Raw genomic sequence first — 24,553 nt, 5'->3', positions numbered from 1 at the left:
ATTACATCGCTTCTTTCTTCTGTCCGATAACAGAGCGTTCTAAAATCTCTGTTACATCAAGAGTTTGAACCTTCTCTTCTACTTCTTTCGCTTTCGTCCCATCGCTAATCATCGTTAAGCAATATGGACAACCTGTACCGATAATGGATGGTTGCACAGCTAGTGCTTGTTCTGTACGAGCAACGTTAATACGTGAACCTGCTGTCTCTTCCATCCACATTAAGCCACCACCTGCGCCACAGCACATTCCGGTTTCACGGTTACGTGCCATTTCTACAAGATTCACACCAGGAATTGCTTTCAAAATATCGCGTGGCGCTTCGTATACTTCGTTGTATCTTCCTAAGTAACAGGAATCATGGTACGTAACTGTTTCCTCAATAGCGTGAACAGGTTTTAAGCGCCCTTCTTTCACCCACTGAGCTAACAATTCTGTATGATGATAGACTTCTGCTTGCAAGCCAAAGTCTGGATACTCATTTTTAAATGTGTTATAAGCGTGAGGATCAATCGTAACGATTTTCTTCACTCCTGCTTTTTCAAATTCCTCGATATTCTTTGTCGCCATCTCTTGGAAGACAAATTCATTTCCAAGACGTCGCGGTGTATCTCCAGAATTCTTTTCTTTATTACCAAGTATCGCGAATGAAATGCCTGCTTCGTTCATTAACTTCGCAAACGATATCGCAATCTTCTGACTACGATTATCATATGATCCCATTGAACCAACCCAGAATAAATATTCGAACTCCTCGCCAGCTTTCGATTTTTCTTTTACAGTTGGAACCGTTACTTCATCATCACCTTGGCGCCAAGTTTCACGCTCTTTACGGTTCAGTCCCCACGGATTCCCTTGACGCTCGATATTTGTCATCGCACGCTGCGCTTCCGCGTCCATCTTTCCTTCTGTTAAAACGAGATAGCGGCGTAAATCAATAATTTTGTCAACATGCTCATTCATAACCGGACACTGATCTTCACAGTTACGGCACGTTGTACAAGCCCAAATCTCTTCCTCTGTAATAACATCTCCGATTAAACTCGGATCGTAAGCAAGCGTTGTAGCTGCTGATTCTTGTTGCCCTTTCCCAGCTGCCATCATCGCTAACTGATTTCCTTGTGTATTATTAAAAGCAACTACTGGAACCCACGGTGCTTTTGATGTCACTGCTGCTCCTTTATCAGTTAAATGATCGCGAAGTTTTAAAATTAAATCCATCGGCGATAACATTTTCCCTGTCCCTGTTGCCGGGCACATATTTGTACAGCGACCACACTCTACGCAAGCGTATAAATCAATAAGCTGATTTTGTCTAAAGTCTTCGATTTTACCAACACCAAATGTTTCTTGCGTTTCATCTTCAAAGTCAATCTTTTCAAGTTTCCCTGGATTTGAAAGACGTCCGAAGAAAACGTTAACTGGTCCCGCAATTAAATGCGCGTGTTTTGATTGTGGAACATACACTAAAAACGTTAACAAAATTAGTAGATGCACCCACCAAGAGAAATAGAACACAGAAATGGCTGCGGTTTCATTTATTCCCGAGAAAACGTAAGCGATTGCAGAAGCGATCGGTTCACTCCATGAAAGCTCCTCGCCGTGCCATATAATTCCCATCCCATTACCGAGTAGCACAGAAATCATTAAGCCACCAATAAAGATAAGAACAAGGCCTGATTTGAAATTACGTTTTAAACGAACTAGCTTCTCAACATAACGTCTATGAAAAGCCCAAAAGACTGCAATTAAAATAACAAGTGTGACAATTTCCTGGAAGAATGTAAATGCAGGGTATAGTGGTCCAAGTGGAAGATGTGATCCTGGTGCGAGTCCTTTCCAAACGAAGTCAATTGCTCCAAATTGGACAAGAATAAATCCGTAAAAGAACATAACGTGAATAATGCCGCTCTTCTTATCTTTCAGCAGCTTTTTCTGACCGAAAACATTGACCTTAAGGAGATCCCAACGCTCTTTAAAACGACGGTCAAATTCAATCTTTTTTCCTAACTGTATGTAGGCCATCCTCGTCCGTATAAGATACACAAACAAATATCCTGCATAAGCAATAACAGCAATGGCAGCCAGCCAATTAATGATCAGTAAGCTATTCATTTTTATGCTACCCCTCTCTTTGTAAGCCCTCTTTCTTTTTTAGAATCTTCAAAAACATATAATTTTCTGAATTTTATCCCCTGTCTTCATTATATAATGAGTGAGCATTCAGTCAACAGTTTTTTGTTATACAACAACATATTTTTTAATAAAGCTGTTTATTTCGGTGAAACTATAAAGTGAAACTTTAATCCGTAGGGGGTTGTTTCCTCTCGCCTGATTCCTTTAAGTAAGCCTAATTTTTAAGTAGGAGGCTTACCGCCCCTTAATATGGGATAAGGTGAAGCCAATCGGGATTTTCCGGGCAGCCAGTAAAATGAAGGCGAAAAGAATGCAAAGGAGGGAATTCACTTATGTTCTTCTTATCTCTCTTGTTAATATGCGTTACTCTTTGGATCACAATTGACCTTTTATATGGGAGGATTCTTCATTTAAAGCGTGTGCGCTCTCGTACTTTGCCTTTACGTCAAAGTAATTTTCACCTTTATACATACGGGCAAGATTTATATGATGCTTTATTTACTGATATACAACAAGCAAGGCACCATGTGCACGTTTTATTCTTCATTGTAAAAAACGATAAAATCAGTCGTGAATTTTTAAAGTTACTTATCGATAAGGCACAGGAAGGAATTGAAGTAAGACTTTTACTCGATCGATTGGGAAGCCATTATTTATCAAACGAGGCAATTCGTTCCCTAAAAAAACACGGCGTCTCTTTTTCATTTTGTCATAAAGTGAAATTTCCTTTTCCGTTCTTTTCTGCAAATCAAAGAAACCATAGAAAAATTACAGTTATTGACGGGAAAATTGGTTATATTGGTGGGTTTAATATTGGAGAAGAATATTTAGGGCATAATCAAAAATTAGGATTATGGCGCGATTATCATTTACGCCTTACAGGAGAAGGAATACAAGATTTACAAAAGCAATTTTTACATGATTGGCTCGACGATACGAAGCAAAATTTATTAGATTCACCTCTTTATTTTCCTAAGCAACAACCAGGAATCATTCTACATCGTTTTATCCCTACTGATGGTGCCTATTTGCAAAATACATTTTTACATTTAATCGAAAGTGCGGAAAAAGAACTCTTTATCGGTACACCATATTTCATTCCTGGGAAGAAAATTATGAATGCATTATTAAAAGCGCGAAAACGTGGGGTTCAAATCACGGTTCTCGTTCCAGAAAAAGCGGATCACGCCCTTGTTCGCGAAGCAAAATTCCCATATTGCCGAAAGTTAATACAAGCTGGGTGTAATATTTACGCATTTCAACAAGGGTTTTTTCACGCTAAAGTTATTATAGTCGATGATTATATTTGTGATATTGGAACTGCAAACTTTGATATGAGAAGTTTATATATTAACCATGAAATCAACTGCCTTTTATATGATAAACATTTTATACAAACAGTAAAAAACAAATTCCATGAAGATCTAGAAAATGCGTCATTACTTTCCTTTAAAGATGTTAGCCCCCTTTCTCTTATTGATAGAGGGAAAGAATGGGTAGGAACGATACTTGCTTTCTTTCTATAGGAAAGATAATGGATAAAGGAGATGTATTCATTATGATTATGCGTTTCGGATATGTCTCACATGCAATGGCACTCTGGGACTGTTCTCCGGCTAAAACGATGACATTTACAAGCTTTCAAAAGCTTAGTAAACAAGAACGAGAAGATAAATTATACGATGTTACACGGCAAAATCTTGAGCATACAATACGTATTCTTCATTACAATATAGCTCATGAAATTCCATTATATCGCTTATCTTCTTCCATCGTCCCACTTGCAACGCATCCCGAAGTCGAGTTTGATTATATCGGGTTGTTCACACCGCTTTGGCGTAAAATTGGGGCATTAATTAAAGAATACAATTTGCGAGTAAGTTTTCATCCAAATCAATTTACGCTATTTACAAGCGACAAGCCACATATTACAACTAACGCTATTACAGATATGGCCTATCATTATAAAGTATTAGATGCAATAGGAATTGCAGATTCTTCTTATATTAACATCCATGTAGGTGGTGCCTATGGAAATAAAGAACAGGCGGTTGGACGTTTCCATGAAAATATAAAAAAACTTCCTACACATATAAAAGAGCAAATGACGCTTGAAAATGATGATAAAACATATACAACTGCTGAAACTTTATCGATTTGCCAAAAAGAAAAGATTCCATTCGTATTTGATTATCATCATCACATGGCAAACCTTTGCGAGGAACCGCTAGAAGTGTTACTCCCTGCAATTTTTGAAACTTGGTCACATACAAATGTCCCTCCTAAAGTTCACATTTCCTCCCCTAAATCAAAAAAAGAATTTAGGGCTCACTCTGAATATATTGATTTAGAGTTTATTAAGCCTTTCTTACACATTGCAAAAAAAATCGACCATAATTTCGATATTATGATTGAAAGTAAACAGAAAGATTTAGCAATGCTGCAATTAATACATGAATTATCCTCTATAAGAGGGATAAAAAGAGTAAATAGCTCAACATTACAATGGTAAATTGTAATGTTGAGCTATTTTTTTCAAAAAAAGTAATTTTTATAGTAAAAAACAACCTATTGTATATGCTATGATTGGAATTAGCATTTTCCACCTGCGATTCAACTTTATTGAAACGGAGCCATAATATGATTAATCAAAAAAAATATGTACACTTTGTCATGATGTATATAATTATATTTTCCCTTTGGATATTTCTTATCCCTAAGGACTTGAATATAAAAGAAATTGGAATTCTCTTCTTATTTTGTTTTGCTGCACTCTTTTCTTGCTATTGCTTATATAAAGCTATTAAGAAAATGAAGCGTAGTGATAAATTATTTTGGGTTTTATTACTCTGCACTTGCATATGCGGACTAACTATGGAAATAACTTTATTCCTTCATTCACTTTCTATATATGATCAAGTCATATTCTCATATAAGGCACTACCTTTTTTCATCATACAATATATTTTGCTCTTTTCTGGGTTTGCTATCAAATTCATAAAACATTATTCTATTAGGGGCCTTGCTCAATTTTCATTCGATAGCATCTTTATTGTTATTATGAATATTTATTTTACCTTAACTTTTATTTTGGACCTCTCAAGCTTTCGTATGTTAACAACAGATCACTGGGTTTTAATTGGTTACTTTATTGCACAAGCATTAGTAATTTACGCCGTTATTAGCCTATATAGACGAGAACAATATTCTGCTAGCAGAATTTCATTAATTATCGGTTTTACTATCATACTTGTGTACGGGTATATACATCTGTTCCAACTAAACATGGGGATGAAAACTTCTTCTGAAGTCTCTTATTTAGTACATACTGCTTCAATTTTATTAATTGGTTTATCTTCCATACTATACATTTTGGACAAACCAATGCAGCATGAAACGAAAACAAAGTATTATCGATTTGATTATGTGCGCTTTATATTACCCTATTTCAGTATAATCATTACTTTTTCCTTTATTCTTATTCAACCTTGGGATGATAAGTTCATGCTAATCGGTCTAGTATTATCACTCATCTTATTATTCCTACGACAACTTTACATGTGGAAAGATAATCAAGCACTAATCGATACATACGAACAGTTGACTACACAACTAGAAGGCAAAGTAGAAGAGGGTGCATCTGCGTTATCAAAGAGTGAACAACGCTATAAATCGTTATTCGAAGATCATCCTGATGCCGTTTTCTCTTTAAATATGGATGGTATTTTCCAACAATCTAATACAGCTTGTGAAAGCTTATTTACTGCCTACTATTGTGAAGTAGAAAGCTATTCTCTTCTACACTTTATTGACTCAAAAGACCATGATCTACTAAAGAAAGCTTTACAAATAACAAAAGAAGGTAGACCACAAACTTTAGAAGTTCGCACAAAAGAAAAAGAAGGCTATTACTATTACCTTCACGTTACACTCATCCCTACTTTCATAAACAAAGAAGTTGTTGGGATGTTCGGCATAGCACGTGATATTACAACTTTATATGAAAAACAAAAACAAGTAGAACATTTAGCCTTTCATGATGCACTGACTGGATTACCAAATCGCCGAAAGTTTGAAAAAGATTTAAAAAACATTTTAAATACAGCTCAAACTAGCGTGAATGATGTTGCCGTTATGTTCCTTGATTTAGATCGATTCAAAAAAATTAACGATAGACTTGGTCACGATGTCGGAGATCTATTATTAATTGAAGTAGCAAAAAGATTACGTGGTTGCTTGCGTTCAAAAGATATCGTTGCTCGCCAAGGTGGAGATGAGTTTACAATTCTATTACCAGATATGTACTCAGAAAAAAGTGCGGCTTTTATAGCTGAACAAATTTTAACCGTTTTAAACAAACCATTCTTCATTAAAGACGAAGAACTGTCTATTACACCGAGTATCGGAATTGCCATGTACCCTGATTACGGAACAGATGTAACAGAATTAATGAAAAATGCTGATATGGCTATGTATCGCGCGAAAGCAAATGGAAAAAACAGATTTGTTTTCTTCTCAAAAGAAATAAGTATCGCACAAAATGAAATTCAATTCTTAGAAGGCGAACTTGCAAAAGCATTACAACAAAATGAATTTTTCCTAGAATATCAGCCACAAGTAAGCACAAAAACAAAACAAATTATCGGTTTTGAAGCATTAATTCGTTGGAAGCACCCAAAACTCGGCATCGTGTCTCCTGCCCAATTCATTCCTCTAGCGGAGGAAACCGGATTTATTATTGAACTTGGAAATTGGATTTTACGTACCGCTTGCTTAGAGGCAAAAAGATGGCATAATCAAGGGTTTTCTCAATTAAAAGTTGGTGTAAATTTATCTGTTGTTCAATTTAATCATGCAAATTTAATCCCTACTATTTCAAAAGTATTAGAAGAAACCGAACTAAAATCAGAAGCACTAGATATCGAAATCACAGAAAGTATCGCAATTAATCAAAATCAATCTGTCATTTCCAAACTAGAACAGCTTCAAAATCTCGGTATTCAAATTTCAATCGATGACTTTGGAACTGGTTATAGTTCTTTAGCTTATTTAACAAAATACCCAATTAACACATTAAAAATTGCTCGAGAGTTTATTTGTGGAATTACAAATAGTCCTTTAGAGGAAGCGATTATCTCCTCCATCATTACACTATCTAAAGAACTGAATTTAGAAGTTATTGCAGAAGGTGTAGAGACGGAAGAACAATGGAAGTTTTTATATGAACAAAACTGTGACCACATTCAAGGATTCCTTATTAGCAAGCCTGTTTCTAGTAAAGACGTTTGGATATTACTACACAAAAAAACAACCGTCTAAGTAAGACGGTTGTTTTTTAATATTCAAAAGGTACCTCTCCAGCTAATTGTACCTCTTGATCATTATGAGAAATTATTTGGCTTTTCTCTAATGCTGTATCTCCTAATGAAATACCCCATGCCATCGCTAACGTTAATAGACTACCAATAAGTAGTTTCTTCATATTCCATCACCCGCATTTTTTTATTTAAATATATCATGAAAAATTATCCACATCTTATGCAATTATGCATATTTGTTTTTATGCCTTTTTTATTTTTTCATTTTTTTTATAATTGTTTCTTTTAACGTATGGTTTCCTAATATATCGAAAAAGAAGCACGCTTTTTCGTAAGCATCTTCAATTTCTGCTCTATCACACCCTAGCTTTGCTAGGCATTCACCTTTTCGAAAGTATAACTGTCCAATCAATGTCATACTATTAATTTGACACGATAGTTCAATGGCTTTATTTGCGTGACAAAGCGCTTCTTCGTATTGATTGTCTAAGAATAATGCTTTTGCATGATTATGTCTCACCTTCACATCAAACTCTTTATTATCATGTAATACCTCTAATTGTTTTAATATATTTTCATATAACTTAATACTCTTCTTAAAATGGCCGTTTTCAGCGTAAATGTTTGCAATTGCGTTTTCAATATAAAGGTTCTGATATACATCTATTCCTGCCAATTGTTGATTGAGCAATTTCTTTAATTCTAAAATACAATATTCGTAATCGATTTTTTTCAATATGTAAGCAGCTACATAATATTGCCATTGAAGAAATTGCTGAAGCTCAGGATGATATTCTTCCTTTTTCAACTCATTCCATACTTTATTATAAATTTCTTTATATTTCTTTTGCTTACAAAGCATAATAATTCGATCTTTTAACTGCTTATTCCTCTCAATATCAGAATAAATGAGTACCTCATAAAAATGAATAATGGGAACTTGTAACTTCGCTGCAATGCCTTGCAATATATCCATACTTGGGTATACCGCGCCCGATTCAATTCGACTCACTTCCGATTGATGACATATGTTATCGGATAACTGCTTTTGTGTTAATCCTCTCATCACCCTAATTTTCTTAATTTCACTTCCTAGTTTTTCTGCGTGCATACTTACTCACCATCCCATTATAACAATCTAATTTTTTAAGTTGTCATACCACTACAATAATGTGAATTCGACAATTTTTGATATGAAATAATGCATAATATATATAAAATTCGGCAAATTTTTCATACAATCCATCTCACATAATATAATAGACTAGTAATTTTATAGATAAATTATAGAAAATTTGCCCGTGCTTTCATTACATTCGGTCTTCTTTATCCTTTATCAGCAGAAGCTATTCACACCCAAGAACTAGATAGAAATGAAGTAAAAGTTGAAATCGCTCAGCCTAGTTTAACGATTTAAAAATTAACACAACCTCAAAATGATATAAAAATATATGGCGAAAAAGTATTTAAAGGGTGAGATAAACGAGGCTAAAGCTCAACAAGAGTGAGTGACAACTGAAATGAATGTAGATTCCCAACCTACAAATAAAGAAACAAAAGAAAATCAAACCGAAGTTCACCTTGCACAAACTTACAAAAATTACAAAGTATATTGCCAAGATTTTATTGTAAAAGTAGATAAAAATGGAGTAATTACAACTGTTAGTGGTAAAATTGCCCAAAATTTAGACCAACAACCTAATCTTACTATAACAAATTTTTTGTCGAAAAATGAAGTAAAATCTAAATTACGCGATATACTTCAAATTCTGAGCGATGCGACTGCGACGAAACTCTCTATTGAAATACTTGTTTATAAGAAAAAAGAAGTTTACCACTCATAGGTAAACTTCTTTTCATATCCATCCCTTTTCTTCCGCAATTGTAATTGCCTCAATTCTATTTTTCGCATCTAGCTTCGTTAATACTTCAGAAATATAATTACGTACTGTACCAGGCGAAAGATAAAGTGCCTTCGCAATTTCATTTGCCGTCTTTCCTTCTTTCGCAAGTAACAATACTTCTTTTTCACGATCTGATAACGGATTTTGCTCCTGCCATAAGCCGAACATCAAATCTTGAGAAATCTCTCGCTTTCCTTTCATTACATTACGAATCGCTGCAGCTAAATCTTCACTTGGGCTATCTTTTAATAAATATCCGTGCACGCCAGCTTTCATTGCTCGTTCAAAATATCCAGGGCGCGCAAATGTTGTTAAAATCATTACTTTGCATGCTGATTTTTCTTTCTGTAACGTTTCCGCAACATCTAATCCGCTTTGAATTGGCATTTCAATATCCATAATGCTTACATCAGGTTGTAGCGATTCAATTAGTTTTAGCGCTTCTTCCCCGTTCGCAGCTTGCCCAATTACTTCAATATCATCTTCTAGATCAAGTAGGGCCCCCAATGCACCACGAAGCATCCGCTGATCTTCTGCAATAATAATTCGAATCATGCCCTCACCTCATCTTTTCCTGTTCTAATGACAACTGGTACTTTTACTATTAATAGTGTCCCTGGATTGATCGTACCCAGTTCAACAAACCCGTCAATAAGAGCGATGCGCTCTTTCATACCACGAATGCCATTTCCATCATGGTTTTGATCTGCTAAACCAACTCCATTATCTTCTACTGTCAAAATTAATTCACCTTGTGATTCTAGTACAGAAACTGTGCAACGCGTCGCCTTACTATGCTTTACAACATTCGTCACAGCCTCACGTAAACACATTCCTAAAATATTTTGTTCAATTGGTGATAACGAACTTGCACTCGTTTCTTGTTTTATTTCTAATTCAATAGTAGCAGCTTGTAAGATTGCTTTTATTTGCTCAAGCTCTTCTTCTACTGTAATCATACGCATATCAGAAATTAGTTCCCTTAGCTGCTTTAAAGCGGTACGAGATGTTTGTGTAATTTCCTTTGCTTCCGCGCTTGCACGCTCCGGATTTTTTACAATTAACTTCTCCACGAGCTGGCTTTTTAAAGTAATGAGTGATAACGTGTGCCCTAACGTATCATGAAGATCTCTTGCAATCCGCTGCCGCTCTTCACGTTTTACTAAGTCTTTAATTTGTTCATTTGCTTCGTCTAACTGATTCCTTAACATCTTTTTTTGATTAAAATTTCGCATTCCGAATGGTGTAAGAAGCATTAAAATAAACATTGGAACGATATTTACTAAACTTGTAGTTGTTAGTTGGTTCATATTTACAAATAAAAATGCCCCAAGCATTATAACTAACAAACACAATAGCACTCGAAATACTTTCTTATTTGGTGCAAATCCCATCGCACTTGCGGTGAAAAAGCCAAAGAATATCATGAAAGGATTGTAAAATAAAGCAAATAAAAAGATAAGTACCATTTGAATACATGCCCAAAAAACGAACGTCCTCTGCACAAAATAAAGCTGACGGTATGTGATAATAAAAACTATCAACATACCGCTTCCAATTACAAGCTTCCACCCTGATGCCTGCACTAAATGGTAAATTGGAAATAACAGATACACGAACCACATATACGGGAAGAAACCCATATGTTTCGGAAAAATCTCAATCCTTTTCTTCTCTATCATTTATACCGCTTCCTGTCTTTTTCTTATATATATTGATACTACAACAAATATAAGGAAATAACCTCCTAATACCGCGATATTTTCCCAACCAACCGATTTTCCAGCTACAATATCCCATGCACCGCTTCCGAAGTGGTATGTTGGTGTCCATTCACCAATTGTTCTTAATATTTTTGGGAATACTTCAATTGGCATCCATAGGCCACCAAGAATTGCTAAACACATATTTAAAATGTTCGCTAACCCTGCAGCAGCATCAACCTTTTTAATAGAACCGACTATCGATCCAAGCGCTAAAAACGGTGTTACACCTAGTAATAACCATAAACCAGCGCCCATCCATTGACCGAACGTTAACTGAACATCATTAATTAAAATACCTGCTATAAAAATAACTACGATCGAAAAAACATTTACTACTGTTTGCGAAACAATTTTTGCGGAAATGTATGCTCCCTCTGGCAGAGGTGTAATTCTCAAAAGTTGTGCCCATCCTTTTTGTCTTTCCTCAGAAAGACGCACACCGAAGCTAAAAAGTGCTGTTCCAATAATACTAAATGAAGTCATAGAAATTAAATAATGAGCTTTCCATTCATTCCCGTTCTGTGGCACTTGAATAACATTTGTGAAAATGTAGTAAAACATAACTGGCATTAATAATGAGAAAAAGATAAATAATTTATTGCGAAACGTACGTAATATCTCCATCTTACATTGCATCCATAAGGCTCTCATGCGATTCCCTCCTCCTGATTTGCGACAAACTGTTCAAATGCTTCATCAAGACTTCCACGTTCAACTGAAACATCTGTTACAGGTAAGTTCTTTTGATAAATCGCTTTTAAAGTTGCATCTGTATCTTCAGTTGTTAAAGTGAAGTGCCCTTCGTTTGACTGTACTTCTGTTACGTTTGGTAATTCTTTTAGTAATTTTGCAGGAATACTTTCCTTCGAATAAAACTTGATTGTTTTTCGCGAAATCGTCGCCTTCATCTCATCTGGTGTACCATCTGCGATAATCTTTCCATTCGCAAATAATAAAATGCGATTCGCCAATGCATCCGCTTCTTCTAAATAGTGCGTCGTTAAAATAATTGTTTTCCCTTCACTTGCTAACTTTCGAATTGTTTCCCAAAACGTTCTTCGAGACGTAATATCCATCCCAACTGTCGGCTCATCCAAAAATAGCAAATCTGGATTTCCTGCAAGTGCGAGTGCAAAGTTTAATCTTCTTTTTTGCCCACCTGATAATTTCTCACATCTTTGCTTTCGCTCCGATTGTAAATTTGATAACTGTAGTAACGTTGCTTTCTCTACCGGATTCGTATAATAACTACGGAATAACTCAATTGCCTCTTCGACTGTAATGCTATCAATAACACTTACTTCTTGTAGCATCGCGCCGAGGCTATTACGCACATCTCTATGCTTTGGACTTTTTCCAAATATAGAAACAGTTCCTTCCGTCGGATCCTTTAATCCAAGCATCATCGACATCGTCGTCGTTTTTCCTGCACCATTCGGTCCAAGTAGTGCTACTATTTCTCCTTTATTCACATGAAATGAAACATTATTTACTGCCTTTTTATATTTAAATGTTTTAGAAACACCATTTACTTCTATAATCTTTTCCATCTCTCCACCCCCGCTGTTTCTTATATTTACATTGTATGTGTTGGAAAACTTAGGAAACAGTATGATGCGTCATGACATCGATATGACAATTGTCATGTATTCCTTATGAGAGGAATCAACCTACATACCGCAAGCGAGTAGCAGGACGAAAATAAACATGATACAATCGGGTAAGACATATATTCGAGGAAGGACAGTGGTTTTCATGATTATTCGTAATGAACAAGATTTAGAAGGCTTACGAAAAATCGGCCGCATCGTTGCACTTGCACGTGAAGAAATGAAAAAAGAAGCGAAGCCAGGTATGACAACGAAAGAGCTTGATTTGATCGGTAAAAAAGTATTAGATGAGCATGGTGCTATTTCTGCACCTGAAAAAGAATATGATTTCCCAGGTGTAACTTGTATTAGTGTAAACGAAGAAGTTGCTCACGGTATTCCAGGAGATCGCGTATTAAAAGAAGGCGACTTAGTAAATGTCGACGTATCTGCTGCACTTGATGGCTATTATGCAGATACAGGTATTTCATTTGTACTTGGAGAAGATGAAGCAAAAGAAAAGCTTTGCCAAGCAGCGGTTGATGCATTTTGGGCGGCAATGAAAAAGGTGAAAGCTGGTTCAAAACAAAACCAAATTGGTCGTGCTGTTTCAAACTTTGCACATAAAAATGGATATAATGTAATTCAAAACTTAACTGGTCACGGTATTGGTCTTAGCTTACATGAAGCACCAAACCACATTTTAAGCTACTTTGACCCAATGGATAATGCACTTCTAAAAGACGGTCTTGTTATCGCTGTAGAACCATTCATTTCTATGAAGGCTGATCACATTATCGAACGTGGCGATGATGGTTGGACATTCGTTACACCTGATAAAAGCCTTGTTGCACAATGTGAACATACAGTTGTTGTAACACGCGGCGAGCCGATTATTTTAACAGAAATCTAATATAAAAAAACGGCTGTTTTGTAGATTTATTCCACATAAAACAGCCGTTTTTTTATTTTGGGAAAATATGTGAACTATTGTTGAACTCTTTATCATTTAAGTATATAATCTTTAGCGGAGGTTACTTAAGCTTATCTTTACTAAAAAGATATTGTAGCTAAGGAGGAAAACACCTTCTTTTTTATTGTTTAAACAGTTTCAAAAATGACCGCAGCAACGGATTAGTCGAATATTATGTAATTCTCATATTCATCTAACAATGTAAGAAACAATTGTCTTTCAACTTCGGTCCACTAATCGTACAACTCTCTTTAGACAAAATAGATCACTATTTTCAAAGTACATATTGTCTTCATTCTGACCAAAACCAACCCTATCTAGATTTTTATTTCCACATAACTTTAAGGCAAAAATAAGCCTTCACAAAGGGATACACTACATTGGTTAGTATGTATCGTAAAACTTACCTTTATAACCATTCTTTTTTACTAGATATACATGAAAACTATCTCACATATGAAGGTCTGATATCATTCTTTATATCAGTATTTTTTTCGACATTTTTTGTCGAATTGTGTATATTTCCGCAGAACTGTGTAAATATACATTTTGTTTTACGTTAAATAATATTACTTTGAACATAATTCTGTTTGTCTGAGAAAGCGTATAGAAACGGAGGGATAACAAAAATAAATAGCTTATAACAAATACTTTTATTATTCCATTTGTTCATGTGGAATAAGTCCCCAATGGACAAATGAATGTTCAGAGGAGGAACAATGAAAAAACTTTTCAATGTATGTTTAATTGTATTCGTACTATTTTCGCAACTTGCTAGTTTTCCATACAATCAAGTAAGAGCGGAAACCTTAACAGGAGATTCCTTATTTGACACTGTTGAAATGAAAGATGCAACGAATCATATTATTGACGAAGCAAAAAATCCTAACAACTTAATAAAGATAGGATCAACCATTCAAGTAGAATACGCTTGGTCAATAAAGGATCAACAAGTTGCACATGCAAATGATACAGCAGTAGTTCAAATACCACTTGCATTAAAAGTATCTAAAGATTTGCAAGGGGATTTAGTAACAGATCAAAAAAATATTGGTCAATATTTTATAACAGCTAAAGATAATAAATTAAAATTAATATTTAATGATCAAGTAGAAAATTTGAAAGACGCTAAAGGAAAAATTAAAGTTGATACCGTGTTTAACTCAACTTTAAAAACTGGAGAAAAATCAGTTCAAATCGCTTTTCCTTTAGGAACAATGGTTCAGCCTATATCAGTTCCTGTTCAGGTAGAAGACTCTAAAGAAGATGGCACCAAACAGGATACTAATAAACAAGTGCAAGATCCAGTAGCTAAACCTGTTACTGACAATCCGGAGCAAGATCCAGCAACTAAACCTGTTACTGATAATCCGGAACAAAACCCAGCAACTAAACCTGTTACTGATAATCCGGAACAAAACCCAGCAACTAAGCCTGTTACTGATAATCCGGAACAAAACCCAGCAGCTAAAATTGCTACTGACAATCCAGAACGAAAGCTAGCAAGCGACCCTGCTGAGAATACAAATTCAGGTCCAAAGCAAATAACAACAAACATTTTAACCGGTGTAAAGTTGACGGATAAAGACGGAAAACCATTTACAGAGGATAACCGTCCAAGTACAGATTCCCCTGCCAATATTGAGTTTACATGGGAACTTTTAAAATCAATGAATGTGAAAAGTGGAGATTACTATATTTTTGATCTTCCTAAACATTTTAAGATTTACAATACAATTAACAGTCCTTTATATGATAGTGAAAACAATCAAATTGGTAATTTTACTGTTACAAAAGATGGAAAAGTCACGATGACATTCAACGATTATGTTGAAGAGCATCCAGATGTTGCTGGTAACCTACAATTAAAGACAGAATTTAATAAAGCTGAAATTAAAGGTACAACAACACAAGAAATTCCTTTCCCGATTAAAGATAAGGATGTTTCTATTACAGTTGACTTTAAGCCTAATGTACAAACAGCTACGAATAAAAAAGGGTTACCTGATAGACCAATTAATACAAATGAAATTAATTGGAAAGTAGAGATGAACAAAACGAAAGACACCCTTAAAAACGCTGTTTTTAAAGATAACATTCCACAAGGTACAAGCTTAAATAAAGATTCTATTAAAGTTTATTATTTAGAAGTTGATGTTAATGGGAATGTAATGCGTGGTGCAGAAGCTGAGCCAACAGATTACAATATTATTTCATCAGATGGCTCAAAATTGGAGATTGTTTTCAAAGATTCTATCAATAAAGCATATCAAATCGAATATGCCACAAAAATTACTGATGAAAATATTAAAAGTTTCCGAAATAACGTTACGATAACGAGTGATAATCAAAAGCAACAAAACGCAAGCTCTACTGTAACGGTTTCTCGTGGTACACACTTAAATAAAACAAGTAAATATGATCCAAAGACGCAAACAATTGAGTGGACAATTACTTACAATGGTGATCAAAGAGAGATCAAAAAAGCAGATGCGATTTTAAAAGATATTTTTGACGATACACACGAACTAGATGCAAATTCTATTGTTGTGAAAAACGCTTCATATAATGAAAAAGGAACGCTTGTAACAGGAGACGCTGTTAATAATTACACTGTAAGTAACAAGAAGAATGGATTCGATTTACAGTTTAATGATGATATTAATAGTGCTTATGTGATTACCTATAAAACCAAGCCAACTAATAAAGTTATAGAAGATGGAAAAGTAAAAAATAAAGTTATAGCTGATAATGATTCAAGTAAAGAAAATGAAGCTAGCTTCAAGCAGCAAAATATTATTAAATCTAATAATAAAGCTGAAACAAATTATAAAGACAAAACAACAACTTGGACAATTATAGTAAATAATAACAACTATCCATTAAACAACGCGATCATTACGGACACCTTTGATCATGGTGGATTACAATTAAAAGATAAGAAACTAGAAATTAAAGACGGAAATTATACCCTTCAAGCTGGGACTGACTATGTTTTAGATGCAACAGATAAAGGCTTCAAAATTACTCTTATCGGTACATATCAGTCTAATATGACAAAGACATTAGTCGTAAAATATACGACAGACTTTGATTATACAAAGCTAGAGAGTGGTAAAACTTCATTTAAAAATACAGGTAACCTATCTTGGATAGATACGGATTCTAATCCACAATCAAATAAAGTTGAAGCTAATTTCGATCCTGATACTTTCACAAAGGCAAATGGTTATAAATACGGTTCTTATAACGCCCAAACGAAGGAAATTACTTGGATAATAGGCTTTAACTATAATAATGTTGAGATTAAAGATCCTTATGTTATAGACGTAATACAAGATAAACAAAAGTTAGTGCCTGGATCCATTGAAGTGCGCGATATGATTTTAAATGGAAATCCTGATAATGCACAACCTGGTAATGCTGTACCAACTGAGAAATATGAACTTGAAGAACCTACAGAGAAAAATAAAAACACCCTAAAGGTTCATTTCAAACAATCAATTAATTCACCTTACTATATTATCTTTAAAACAAGCCTTGATGGTGAACTTATCCAAGGCACCTACAAAAACGAGGCAGATTTAAAAGATGGCTCTAAAATTGTTAACACCCTTACAGGTGACACTCAAGTAAATAAAGGTGGCAGCTTCGTTACTAAAAAAGCTGTGCAAGACGACAACTATATTAATTGGAGTATCGCAATTAACGAAAGCCAATCAACCATTGCAGATGCAGTTGTAACAGATGACCCCACCGAAAATCAGGTAATTGTGGAAGATTCATTCCACTTATATCCTACAACTGTTGATCCATATGGAAATTTAACAAAAGATACAGTAAACGAATTAAAAGAAGGAACAGACTATAAACTCAAAATAACAACAGACAATAATACCGGAAAGCAACATTTCGAAATTGCCTTCTTGAAAAAAATTGATCGAGCTTATATTTTAGAATATCGCTCACTTATTAATGCAGACGATAAAGAAAAAGTAAGTAATAAAGCGAAAATCACAGGCAATAAGTTGACAGTTAAAAACACAGAAACTACTGAAACGATTGAAGTGAGAATGTCTTCTGGTTCAGGCGGAGGATCTGCTACTAAAGGTCGTGGAAACCTTGAAATTATGAAGGTAGATAACGACAATAAGAACGCACTATTAGCTGGGGCAGAATTTACTTTATACGATCGTACAGGTAAAACTGTTATCCGTAAAATTACAACAGACAAAGACGGTATCGCTAAATTTAATAATTTAAAACGCGATAAATATTTATTAAAAGAAACAAATGCTCCTGAAGGCTATGTAATTAGCTGGGATTTAAAACAAGGGAAAATTGTTGAACTTGGTACACAAGAGACTACAACATATAAACTTGCAAATAAGAAGTTTGTCGGGAAAGTAGTTTTAACAAAATCTGATGACCTGAACAAAAACGCAACACTACAAGGCGCCGTTTTCACACTACTAGATAAAGACAAAAAAATAATTCCAGAACATGAAAAATTAACAACAAATAATAACGGACAAATTATTATAGATAAACTAAAACCAGGAACTTACTACTTACAAGAAACGAAGGCTCCTGAGCATTATCAATTAGATAGCAAACTTATTCCGTTTACTATCTCTGAAGATCAAACAACAGTAGTAAACCGAACTGCGACAAATAGTTTAACTAAAGGATCTGCTCTTTTAACAAAAGTGGATAATTATAATAAAACTTTAGCAGGGGCAGAGTTTACTGTTCAGGATCGCAACGGAAAAAATATTCCTGGATATGAGAAATTAACAACAAATGAACATGGACAAATAGAAGCAAAAGATTTACGTCCGGGTAAATACCAGTTTGTCGAAACAAAAGCTCCTGAGCATTATGAATTAGACAAAACGCCTATTTTATTTGAAATAGAAAAAAGCCAAACTACAGCCGCTTCTATTACAGCAAAAAACGCTTTAATTAAAGGTGGCGTTACGTTAACAAAAGTGGATGATATTGATGGCACGACCCTTGAAGGTGCGGTATTCAAAATTGTTAACGACAAAAATAAAGATGTCCGTACAAACTTAAAAACAGAAAAAGATGGAACTTTGACCGTTAAAGATTTAGATCCTGGTGAGTATCAATTTATTGAAACAACACCACCTAAATACTATGACTTAAATAAAGAACCAATTCCGTTTACAATCGAGAAAAGTCAAACAAGCATTATCTCAATTACTGCAAAAAACAGTTTAACAACAGGTGCTGTTGAGCTATTAAAAGTCGACGAATTTGATAAAAAGACTCCTCTTGCTGGAGCTATGTTCAAAATCGTGAATGATAAGAACGAAGACGTTCGTACAGAATTAACTACCGATACAAACGGAACTGTTAAAGCTTCTGACTTACGCCCAGGCAAATACAAATTTATTGAAACGAAAGCTCCTGAACATTATGAACTGCGATCAACACCAATTGAATTTACAATTGAGAAAGGTCAAAAAACACCGATTGTTATTACAGCTGAAAATGGTCTACTACCAGGCGATGTTGAACTAATAAAAATCGATGATGTTGATGGCACTCCACTTACAGGTGCCGTATTCAAAATTGTTAATAGCAAAAATGAGGATGTCCGTACAGAATTAGTTACGAATCAGGAAGGGAAAATTATTGCTACTGGTTTACGTCCAGGTAACTATAAATTTATCGAAATGAAAGCTCCTGAGCATTATACCTTAAATAAAACACCGATTGAATTTACAATTAAGGAGAGCCAAGCGACTGCTATTAACGTTACAGCTACTAATAGCTTAATAAAAGGCGGTATTGAATTAACAAAAGTTGATTCTGTAAATGCTAAGGAAACCCTTGAAGGTGCAGTATTTAAAATCGTTAATAGAGATACGAATGAAGATGTTCGTACGGACCTTGTTACAAATAGTAAAGGAATGTTAGCTGTAGATGACTTACGTCCTGGTAACTATAAACTTATCGAAACAAAGGCTCCAATTTATTACGATGTAAATGCAGAATCAATTGAATTTACAATCGAAAAAGGTCAACCAAAACTTCTTCCACTTACATTTAAAAATAGTTTAACGAAAGGAAAAGTTAAACTTATTAAAGAAGATGATGTGGAAAGTAGTATTGCTCTTGCCGGCGCGGTGTTCACATTACAAGACGCAACTGGCAAAGAAATTGCGAAAGATTTAAAAACAGATGATTATGGAGTACTAGTTATTCCTGATTTAGCACCAGGAGATTACCAATTTATTGAAACATCAGCTCCTGAACATTATAAATTAGATCAAACACCTATTAAGTTCACGATTAAAAAAGGTCGCAAGGATGATCTGCCAGTCCCTGTAATTGTAAAAAACAGTTTACTTACAGGTGGCGTTACTTTAACTAAAGTAGATGACGTTGATGGCGTTACACTTAAAGGTGCAGAATTTATAATTGTTGATGCTCATGATACGAAAAAGGTCGTTCGTAAAGGGTTAACTACTGATGAACAGGGGAAAGTTTCTGCTTCTGATTTACGCCCGGGTGACTATCAATTTATTGAAGTAAAAGCTCCAAAAGACTATGATTTAAGCAAAAACCCTATTCCGTTCACTATCGGAAAAAGTCAACAAGAAAACATTACCGTTACTGCTACTAACAGCTTAACGAAAGGCGGCGTCATTTTAACAAAAATTGATGACATCGATCGTACAATGCTGAAAGATGCAGTATTTAAAATTGTTGATATGAAGGGTAACGAAGTTCGCACAAACCTTGTTACAAACGACAATGGTGAAATTTCTGTTTCTAATTTACGTCCAGGAGACTATCAGTTTATTGAAACAGCTGCTCCTGAACATTATATGTTAGACGAAACACCGATTCCATTTACAATTGAAAGAAGTCAAACGGAAAAAATTACTGTTACAGGTAAAAATACGTTGAAAAAAGGTAGCGTGGAATTAACAAAAATTGACGATATTGATACTGATACGAAGCTCGCTAATGCTGTATTTAATTTATTAGATGCAGACGGAGAGATAGTTGAAGAAGGCTTAAAAACAAATGCTGAAGGAAAAATTGTTGTTGAAAATCTACGTCCTGGTATGTATAAGTTTATTGAAACAGCTGCTCCTAAACATTACGATTTAAATAAAAAACCGATCGAATTTACAATTAAGAAAAGCCAAACTGAAACTCTTCATGTTACGGCTAAAAACGCTCTAACAAAAGGTGCAGTGGAACTTTCTAAAGTAGATGACATCGATGGCACTACACTTGAAGGTGCAGTATTTAACATTGTTGATATAAATGGTACTGTAATTCATAAAGACCTTGTTACAAATAGTAAAGGGAAGATCGAAATTAACGACCTACGTCCTGGTGATTACCAATTCATTGAAACAGAAGCTCCTAAGCATTACGTTTTAGATGAAACACCAATCAATTTCACTATTGAAAAAGGACAGAAAAAAACTATTTCTTTAACTGCTAAAAATAGTTTAAAACAAGGTAGTATCGAATTAATTAAAGTTGATGATTTAAATGATCAAACAAAACTTGCCGATGCTGTGTTTAATTTACTAGATCAAAACGGGAAAGTACTTAAAACGGATTTAAAAACGAACAGTGAAGGAAAAATCATTGTTGAAAACTTACGTCCTGGTACGTATCAATTTGTCGAAACAACGGCTCCTAAACATTATGATTTAGACAAAAAGCCAATTGTAGTTACAGTTGAGAAAAGCCAGAAAGATATTGCTACTGTTACTATGAAAAATAGTTTAACAAAAGGCGGCGTTGAACTTATTAAAACGGACGACGTCGATGGTACTACTCTTGAAGACGCAGTATTTAGCATTGTTGATATGAATGGTACTGTAATCCGCAAGAATCTTACTACAAATTCACAAGGTAAAATTAGCGTTTCTGACTTACGTCCTGGTGATTATCAATTCGTCGAGACGAAAGCTCCGAAACACTACGATTTAAATAAAGAACCGATTCCTTTTACTATTGAAAAAGGACAAGCTGAACCGATTTCTGTTACTGCTAAAAATAGTTTAACAAAAGGTGCGGTAGAGCTTTCTAAAGTGGATGATATCGACGGTACAGCTCTTGAAGGCGCAGTATTTAAAATTGTTGATGACAAAAACAATGATGTTCGTACTGACTTAACTACTGTTAAAGATGGAAAAATCTCTGTTCCTGATTTACGTCCAGGAGACTATCAGTTTATTGAAATAAAGGCTCCTGAACATTATAAATTAGATAGTACACCGCTTAAATTTACAATTAAGAAAAGCCAAGCAGAGAAGCTACAAGTCACTGCTACTAACAGCTTAATTGAAGGTGCTGTTGAATTAATTAAAGTGGATGATATAAATCCAGATACAAAACTTTCTGATGCAGTATTTAACATCATTGATGCGAAAGGTAAAGTTGTTCGCACGAATTTAACTACTGATAAAGACGGGAAAGTTTCTGCTTCTAATTTACGACCAGGAGATTATCAATTCGTTGAAACGAAAGCTCCTAAAGATTATGATTTAAATAAAACACCGATTCCTTTCACTATCGAGAAAAGCCAACCAGCTCACGTTTCCGTTACTGCTAAAAATGGCTTAACTAAAGGTGGCGTGGAATTAACGAAAGTTGACTCTCTAGATGCGAAAGAGACACTGGAAGGTGCGGTATTTAAAATTACTGATATGAACGGTAACGATATTCGTACGAATTTAGTTACCAATAAAGATGGAAAAATCATCGTTAAAGACTTACAACCTGGAGACTATCAATTTATTGAAACGAAAGCTCCGAAACATTATGACTTAAATGAAGAGCCGATTAAGTTCACAATTGAAAGAAGTCAAACAAAACATGTCTTCGTTACAGCTACGAACAGCTTAACGAAAGGTAGTGTGGAGTTAATTAAAGTTGACGATGTTGAAGAAAACACAACACTGGAAGGTGCGGTATTTAAAATTGTTAATAAGGATGGACACGATGTCCGTACTGATTTAACTACTGATAAAAACGGCCGTTTAGTTGTGGATGAATTAGCACCAGGAGACTATGAGTTTATCGAAACAAAAGCTCCTAATCACTATGACTTAAACGAAACACCTATTAAGTTCACAGTTAAAAAAGGACAAGAAAAAATCGCTTCCGTTACCGTTACGAATAGCTTAACGAAAGGCGCTGTTGAACTTTCTAAAGTGGATGACTTTGACGGTTCTGTCCTTAAAGATGCAGTATTTAAAATCGTCGATATGAACGGGCACGACGTTCGTTCTGATTTAACTACTGATAAAGATGGCAAAATTTCTGTTTCTGATTTACGTCCAGGAGACTATCAGTTCGTTGAAACGAAGGCTCCTAAGCATTACGACTTAAATCAAAATCCTATCAAGTTTACTGTTGAAAAGAGTCAAACAGCTAAAGCTTCTGTTACTGCTACTAACAGCTTAACTAAAGGTTCAGTCGAATTAACTAAGCTTGACGACGTTGACAACTCTACTCTTGAAGGAGCTATCTTTAAAATTGTTGATCATAACGGACTTGATGTTCGCACTGATTTGACTACTGATAAAGATGGCAAAATTTCTGTTTCTGATTTACGTCCGGGAGACTATCAGTTCGTTGAAACGAAGGCTCCTATTGGATACGATTTAAGTGCTAAGCCAATTCCTTTCACAATTACGAAAGGACAATCTCAAGTTACTTCTGTTACAGCTTTAAATAGTTTAATAACAGGTTCAATGGAGTTAACTAAAATTGATATTGATTACCATGGAACACTTGAAGGTGCCATTTTCAATATTTTAGATCACGACGGAAAAGTAGTACGAGAAGGTTTACAAACAGACGGGCATGGTAAATTAATCGTAAATGATTTGAAACCTGGTAATTATCAATTAGTGGAAACAAAGGCTCCTAAAGGCTATCAATTAGATGCATCACCAATAAACTTTACAATTGAAAAAGCTCAAGTTGCACCACTACAAATTACAGTTTCAAATAAAAAAATCGATTCTTCATCCGGTGGAGATGATAAAACAATTACTCCTCCTAATAAAGAAGAGGAAACAGGGAAAGAAACTTCTGAAGAACTAGAAAAAGGAAATCCTGACACACATGGTAAAGGAACTTCTGAAGAACTAGAAAAAGAAAATCCTGACACACATGGTAAAGGAACTTCTGAAGAACTAGAAAAAGAAAACCCTGACACACAAATAAACAAACAACAAGATGACCAAAATAAGGGGAAAGAACTTCCAAATACAGGTCACAAAAATGATTCTACTCAAACAGTAGGCATCGTACTTCTACTAGCTGGTGTGTTAAGTATTTTAGCTACAAAACGAAAAAAATATTATTAATAGTTTTTCACACCTAATCAAGTGAACATTTGATTAGGTGTTTTTTTATGCCAAAAAAGGACGATACATAGAGTATCGTCCTTTTAACGGGGTGAGGCTGCCCAAAAGTACGGAAAACCTTTGAACAGCCTCGTATTTTCATATGGATGCCTTACATATATCACTGATAATAAGTATGAAATGCGGAAACATATTTATCATCACATGATTCAAACATGAGAAAAGAAACCCTATAGGATTCTTTTCTCTACATAATCTAAAGTTTGGGTACACTAGATTCATGCAATGTAGGAGCTTTCCAAGCAGAAAGCGAACCTTCATTTAAAATGATAGCATACATATCTCCATCAAAAATATGCAAATATGCATATAGCGTTTTTTTATTTCTCAATGTCAGAATATTGAAAAATAATGAAGATGACGGTAAAATAAAGTCGTTATCCGTCTTCTTTTGTCAGTCAGAGAGAATAGAAGAATAGGAGAGGAAAAA

13 protein-coding genes are annotated in these 24,553 nt (G+C 34.8%); 6 read left to right on the top strand and 7 right to left on the bottom strand.

Translation table 11 applies throughout. The features are described from left to right. Position 1: 1 nt before the first annotated feature. Positions 2-2,113 carry a heterodisulfide reductase-related iron-sulfur binding cluster gene (locus ACUN0F_RS06205; RefSeq protein ID WP_001086763.1) on the bottom strand — a complete coding sequence of 704 codons (2,112 nt, stop codon included), beginning with the start codon at positions 2,111-2,113 and terminating at the stop codon, positions 2-4. Positions 2,114-2,466: 353 nt separating this feature from the next. On the opposite strand from ACUN0F_RS06205, the gene cls reads away from it, so the two are divergent. The 3 genes from cls (at position 2,467) to ACUN0F_RS06190 (ending at position 7,453) form a co-directional block, all read left to right on the top strand. Continuing rightward, a complete protein-coding gene (cls, locus tag ACUN0F_RS06200) occupies positions 2,467-3,660 on the top strand; it encodes a cardiolipin synthase (protein WP_000465814.1) in 1,194 nt (397 codons plus the stop codon). A 32-nt stretch (positions 3,661-3,692) separates the two neighbouring features. After that, positions 3,693-4,646: a UV DNA damage repair endonuclease UvsE gene (gene uvsE / locus ACUN0F_RS06195; RefSeq protein ID WP_000605889.1), complete on the top strand. Its 954-nt coding sequence runs from the start codon at positions 3,693-3,695 to the stop codon at positions 4,644-4,646. Positions 4,647-4,774: 128 nt separating this feature from the next. Continuing rightward, entirely contained in the window at positions 4,775-7,453 is a 2,679-nt protein-coding gene (locus ACUN0F_RS06190; RefSeq protein ID WP_445539255.1) for a DUF4084 domain-containing protein, read from the top strand. A 16-nt stretch (positions 7,454-7,469) separates the two neighbouring features. On the opposite strand, the gene ACUN0F_RS06185 is transcribed toward ACUN0F_RS06190, so the two are convergent. Continuing rightward, on the bottom strand, positions 7,470-7,616 hold the full coding sequence (locus ACUN0F_RS06185; protein WP_046958556.1) for a quorum-sensing peptide PapR: 147 nt from the start codon (positions 7,614-7,616) through the stop codon (positions 7,470-7,472). An 89-nt stretch (positions 7,617-7,705) separates the two neighbouring features. Further along, positions 7,706-8,563 carry a transcriptional regulator PlcR gene (gene plcR, locus ACUN0F_RS06180; protein ID WP_264461382.1) on the bottom strand — a complete coding sequence of 286 codons (858 nt, stop codon included), beginning with the start codon at positions 8,561-8,563 and terminating at the stop codon, positions 7,706-7,708. Positions 8,564-8,972: 409 nt separating this feature from the next. Between plcR and ACUN0F_RS06175 the strand changes: the two genes are divergently transcribed. After that, on the top strand, positions 8,973-9,296 hold the full coding sequence (locus tag ACUN0F_RS06175; RefSeq protein WP_088123793.1) for a bacillolysin: 324 nt from the start codon (positions 8,973-8,975) through the stop codon (positions 9,294-9,296). Between the two features lie 12 nt (positions 9,297-9,308). Here the strand turns inward: ACUN0F_RS06175 and ACUN0F_RS06170 are convergent, their stop codons facing one another. From ACUN0F_RS06170 to ACUN0F_RS06155, 4 genes are read right to left on the bottom strand one after another with little or no spacing between them, the layout of a single operon-like run. Further along, entirely contained in the window at positions 9,309-9,911 is a 603-nt protein-coding gene (locus ACUN0F_RS06170; protein ID WP_000619265.1) for a response regulator transcription factor, read from the bottom strand. After that, on the bottom strand, positions 9,908-11,038 hold the full coding sequence (locus ACUN0F_RS06165; protein ID WP_088064874.1) for a sensor histidine kinase: 1,131 nt from the start codon (positions 11,036-11,038) through the stop codon (positions 9,908-9,910). Before ACUN0F_RS06165 ends, ACUN0F_RS06170 begins: the two co-directional genes overlap by 4 nt. Then, complete coding sequence (locus tag ACUN0F_RS06160; protein WP_445539254.1) at positions 11,039-11,773, bottom strand: ABC transporter permease; 735 nt, start codon at positions 11,771-11,773, stop codon at positions 11,039-11,041. After that, a complete protein-coding gene (locus ACUN0F_RS06155) occupies positions 11,770-12,672 on the bottom strand; it encodes an ABC transporter ATP-binding protein (protein WP_445539253.1) in 903 nt (300 codons plus the stop codon). The genes ACUN0F_RS06160 and ACUN0F_RS06155 overlap by 4 nt, the downstream gene beginning before the upstream one ends. A gap of 157 nt (positions 12,673-12,829) precedes the next feature. On the opposite strand from ACUN0F_RS06155, the gene map reads away from it, so the two are divergent. Together map and ACUN0F_RS06145 are read left to right on the top strand one after the other, a co-directional pair. Next, positions 12,830-13,624 carry a type I methionyl aminopeptidase gene (map, locus tag ACUN0F_RS06150; RefSeq protein ID WP_445539252.1) on the top strand — a complete coding sequence of 265 codons (795 nt, stop codon included), beginning with the start codon at positions 12,830-12,832 and terminating at the stop codon, positions 13,622-13,624. A 779-nt stretch (positions 13,625-14,403) separates the two neighbouring features. Further along, on the top strand, positions 14,404-24,063 hold the full coding sequence (locus ACUN0F_RS06145; RefSeq protein ID WP_445539251.1) for a SpaA isopeptide-forming pilin-related protein: 9,660 nt from the start codon (positions 14,404-14,406) through the stop codon (positions 24,061-24,063). The last annotated feature ends 490 nt before the right edge of the window (positions 24,064-24,553 follow it).

Source organism: Bacillus sp. 1A (assembly GCF_052682215.1).
Note: the sequence above shows the minus strand (reverse complement) of the source record. Positions and strands in the feature narration are given on the sequence as shown.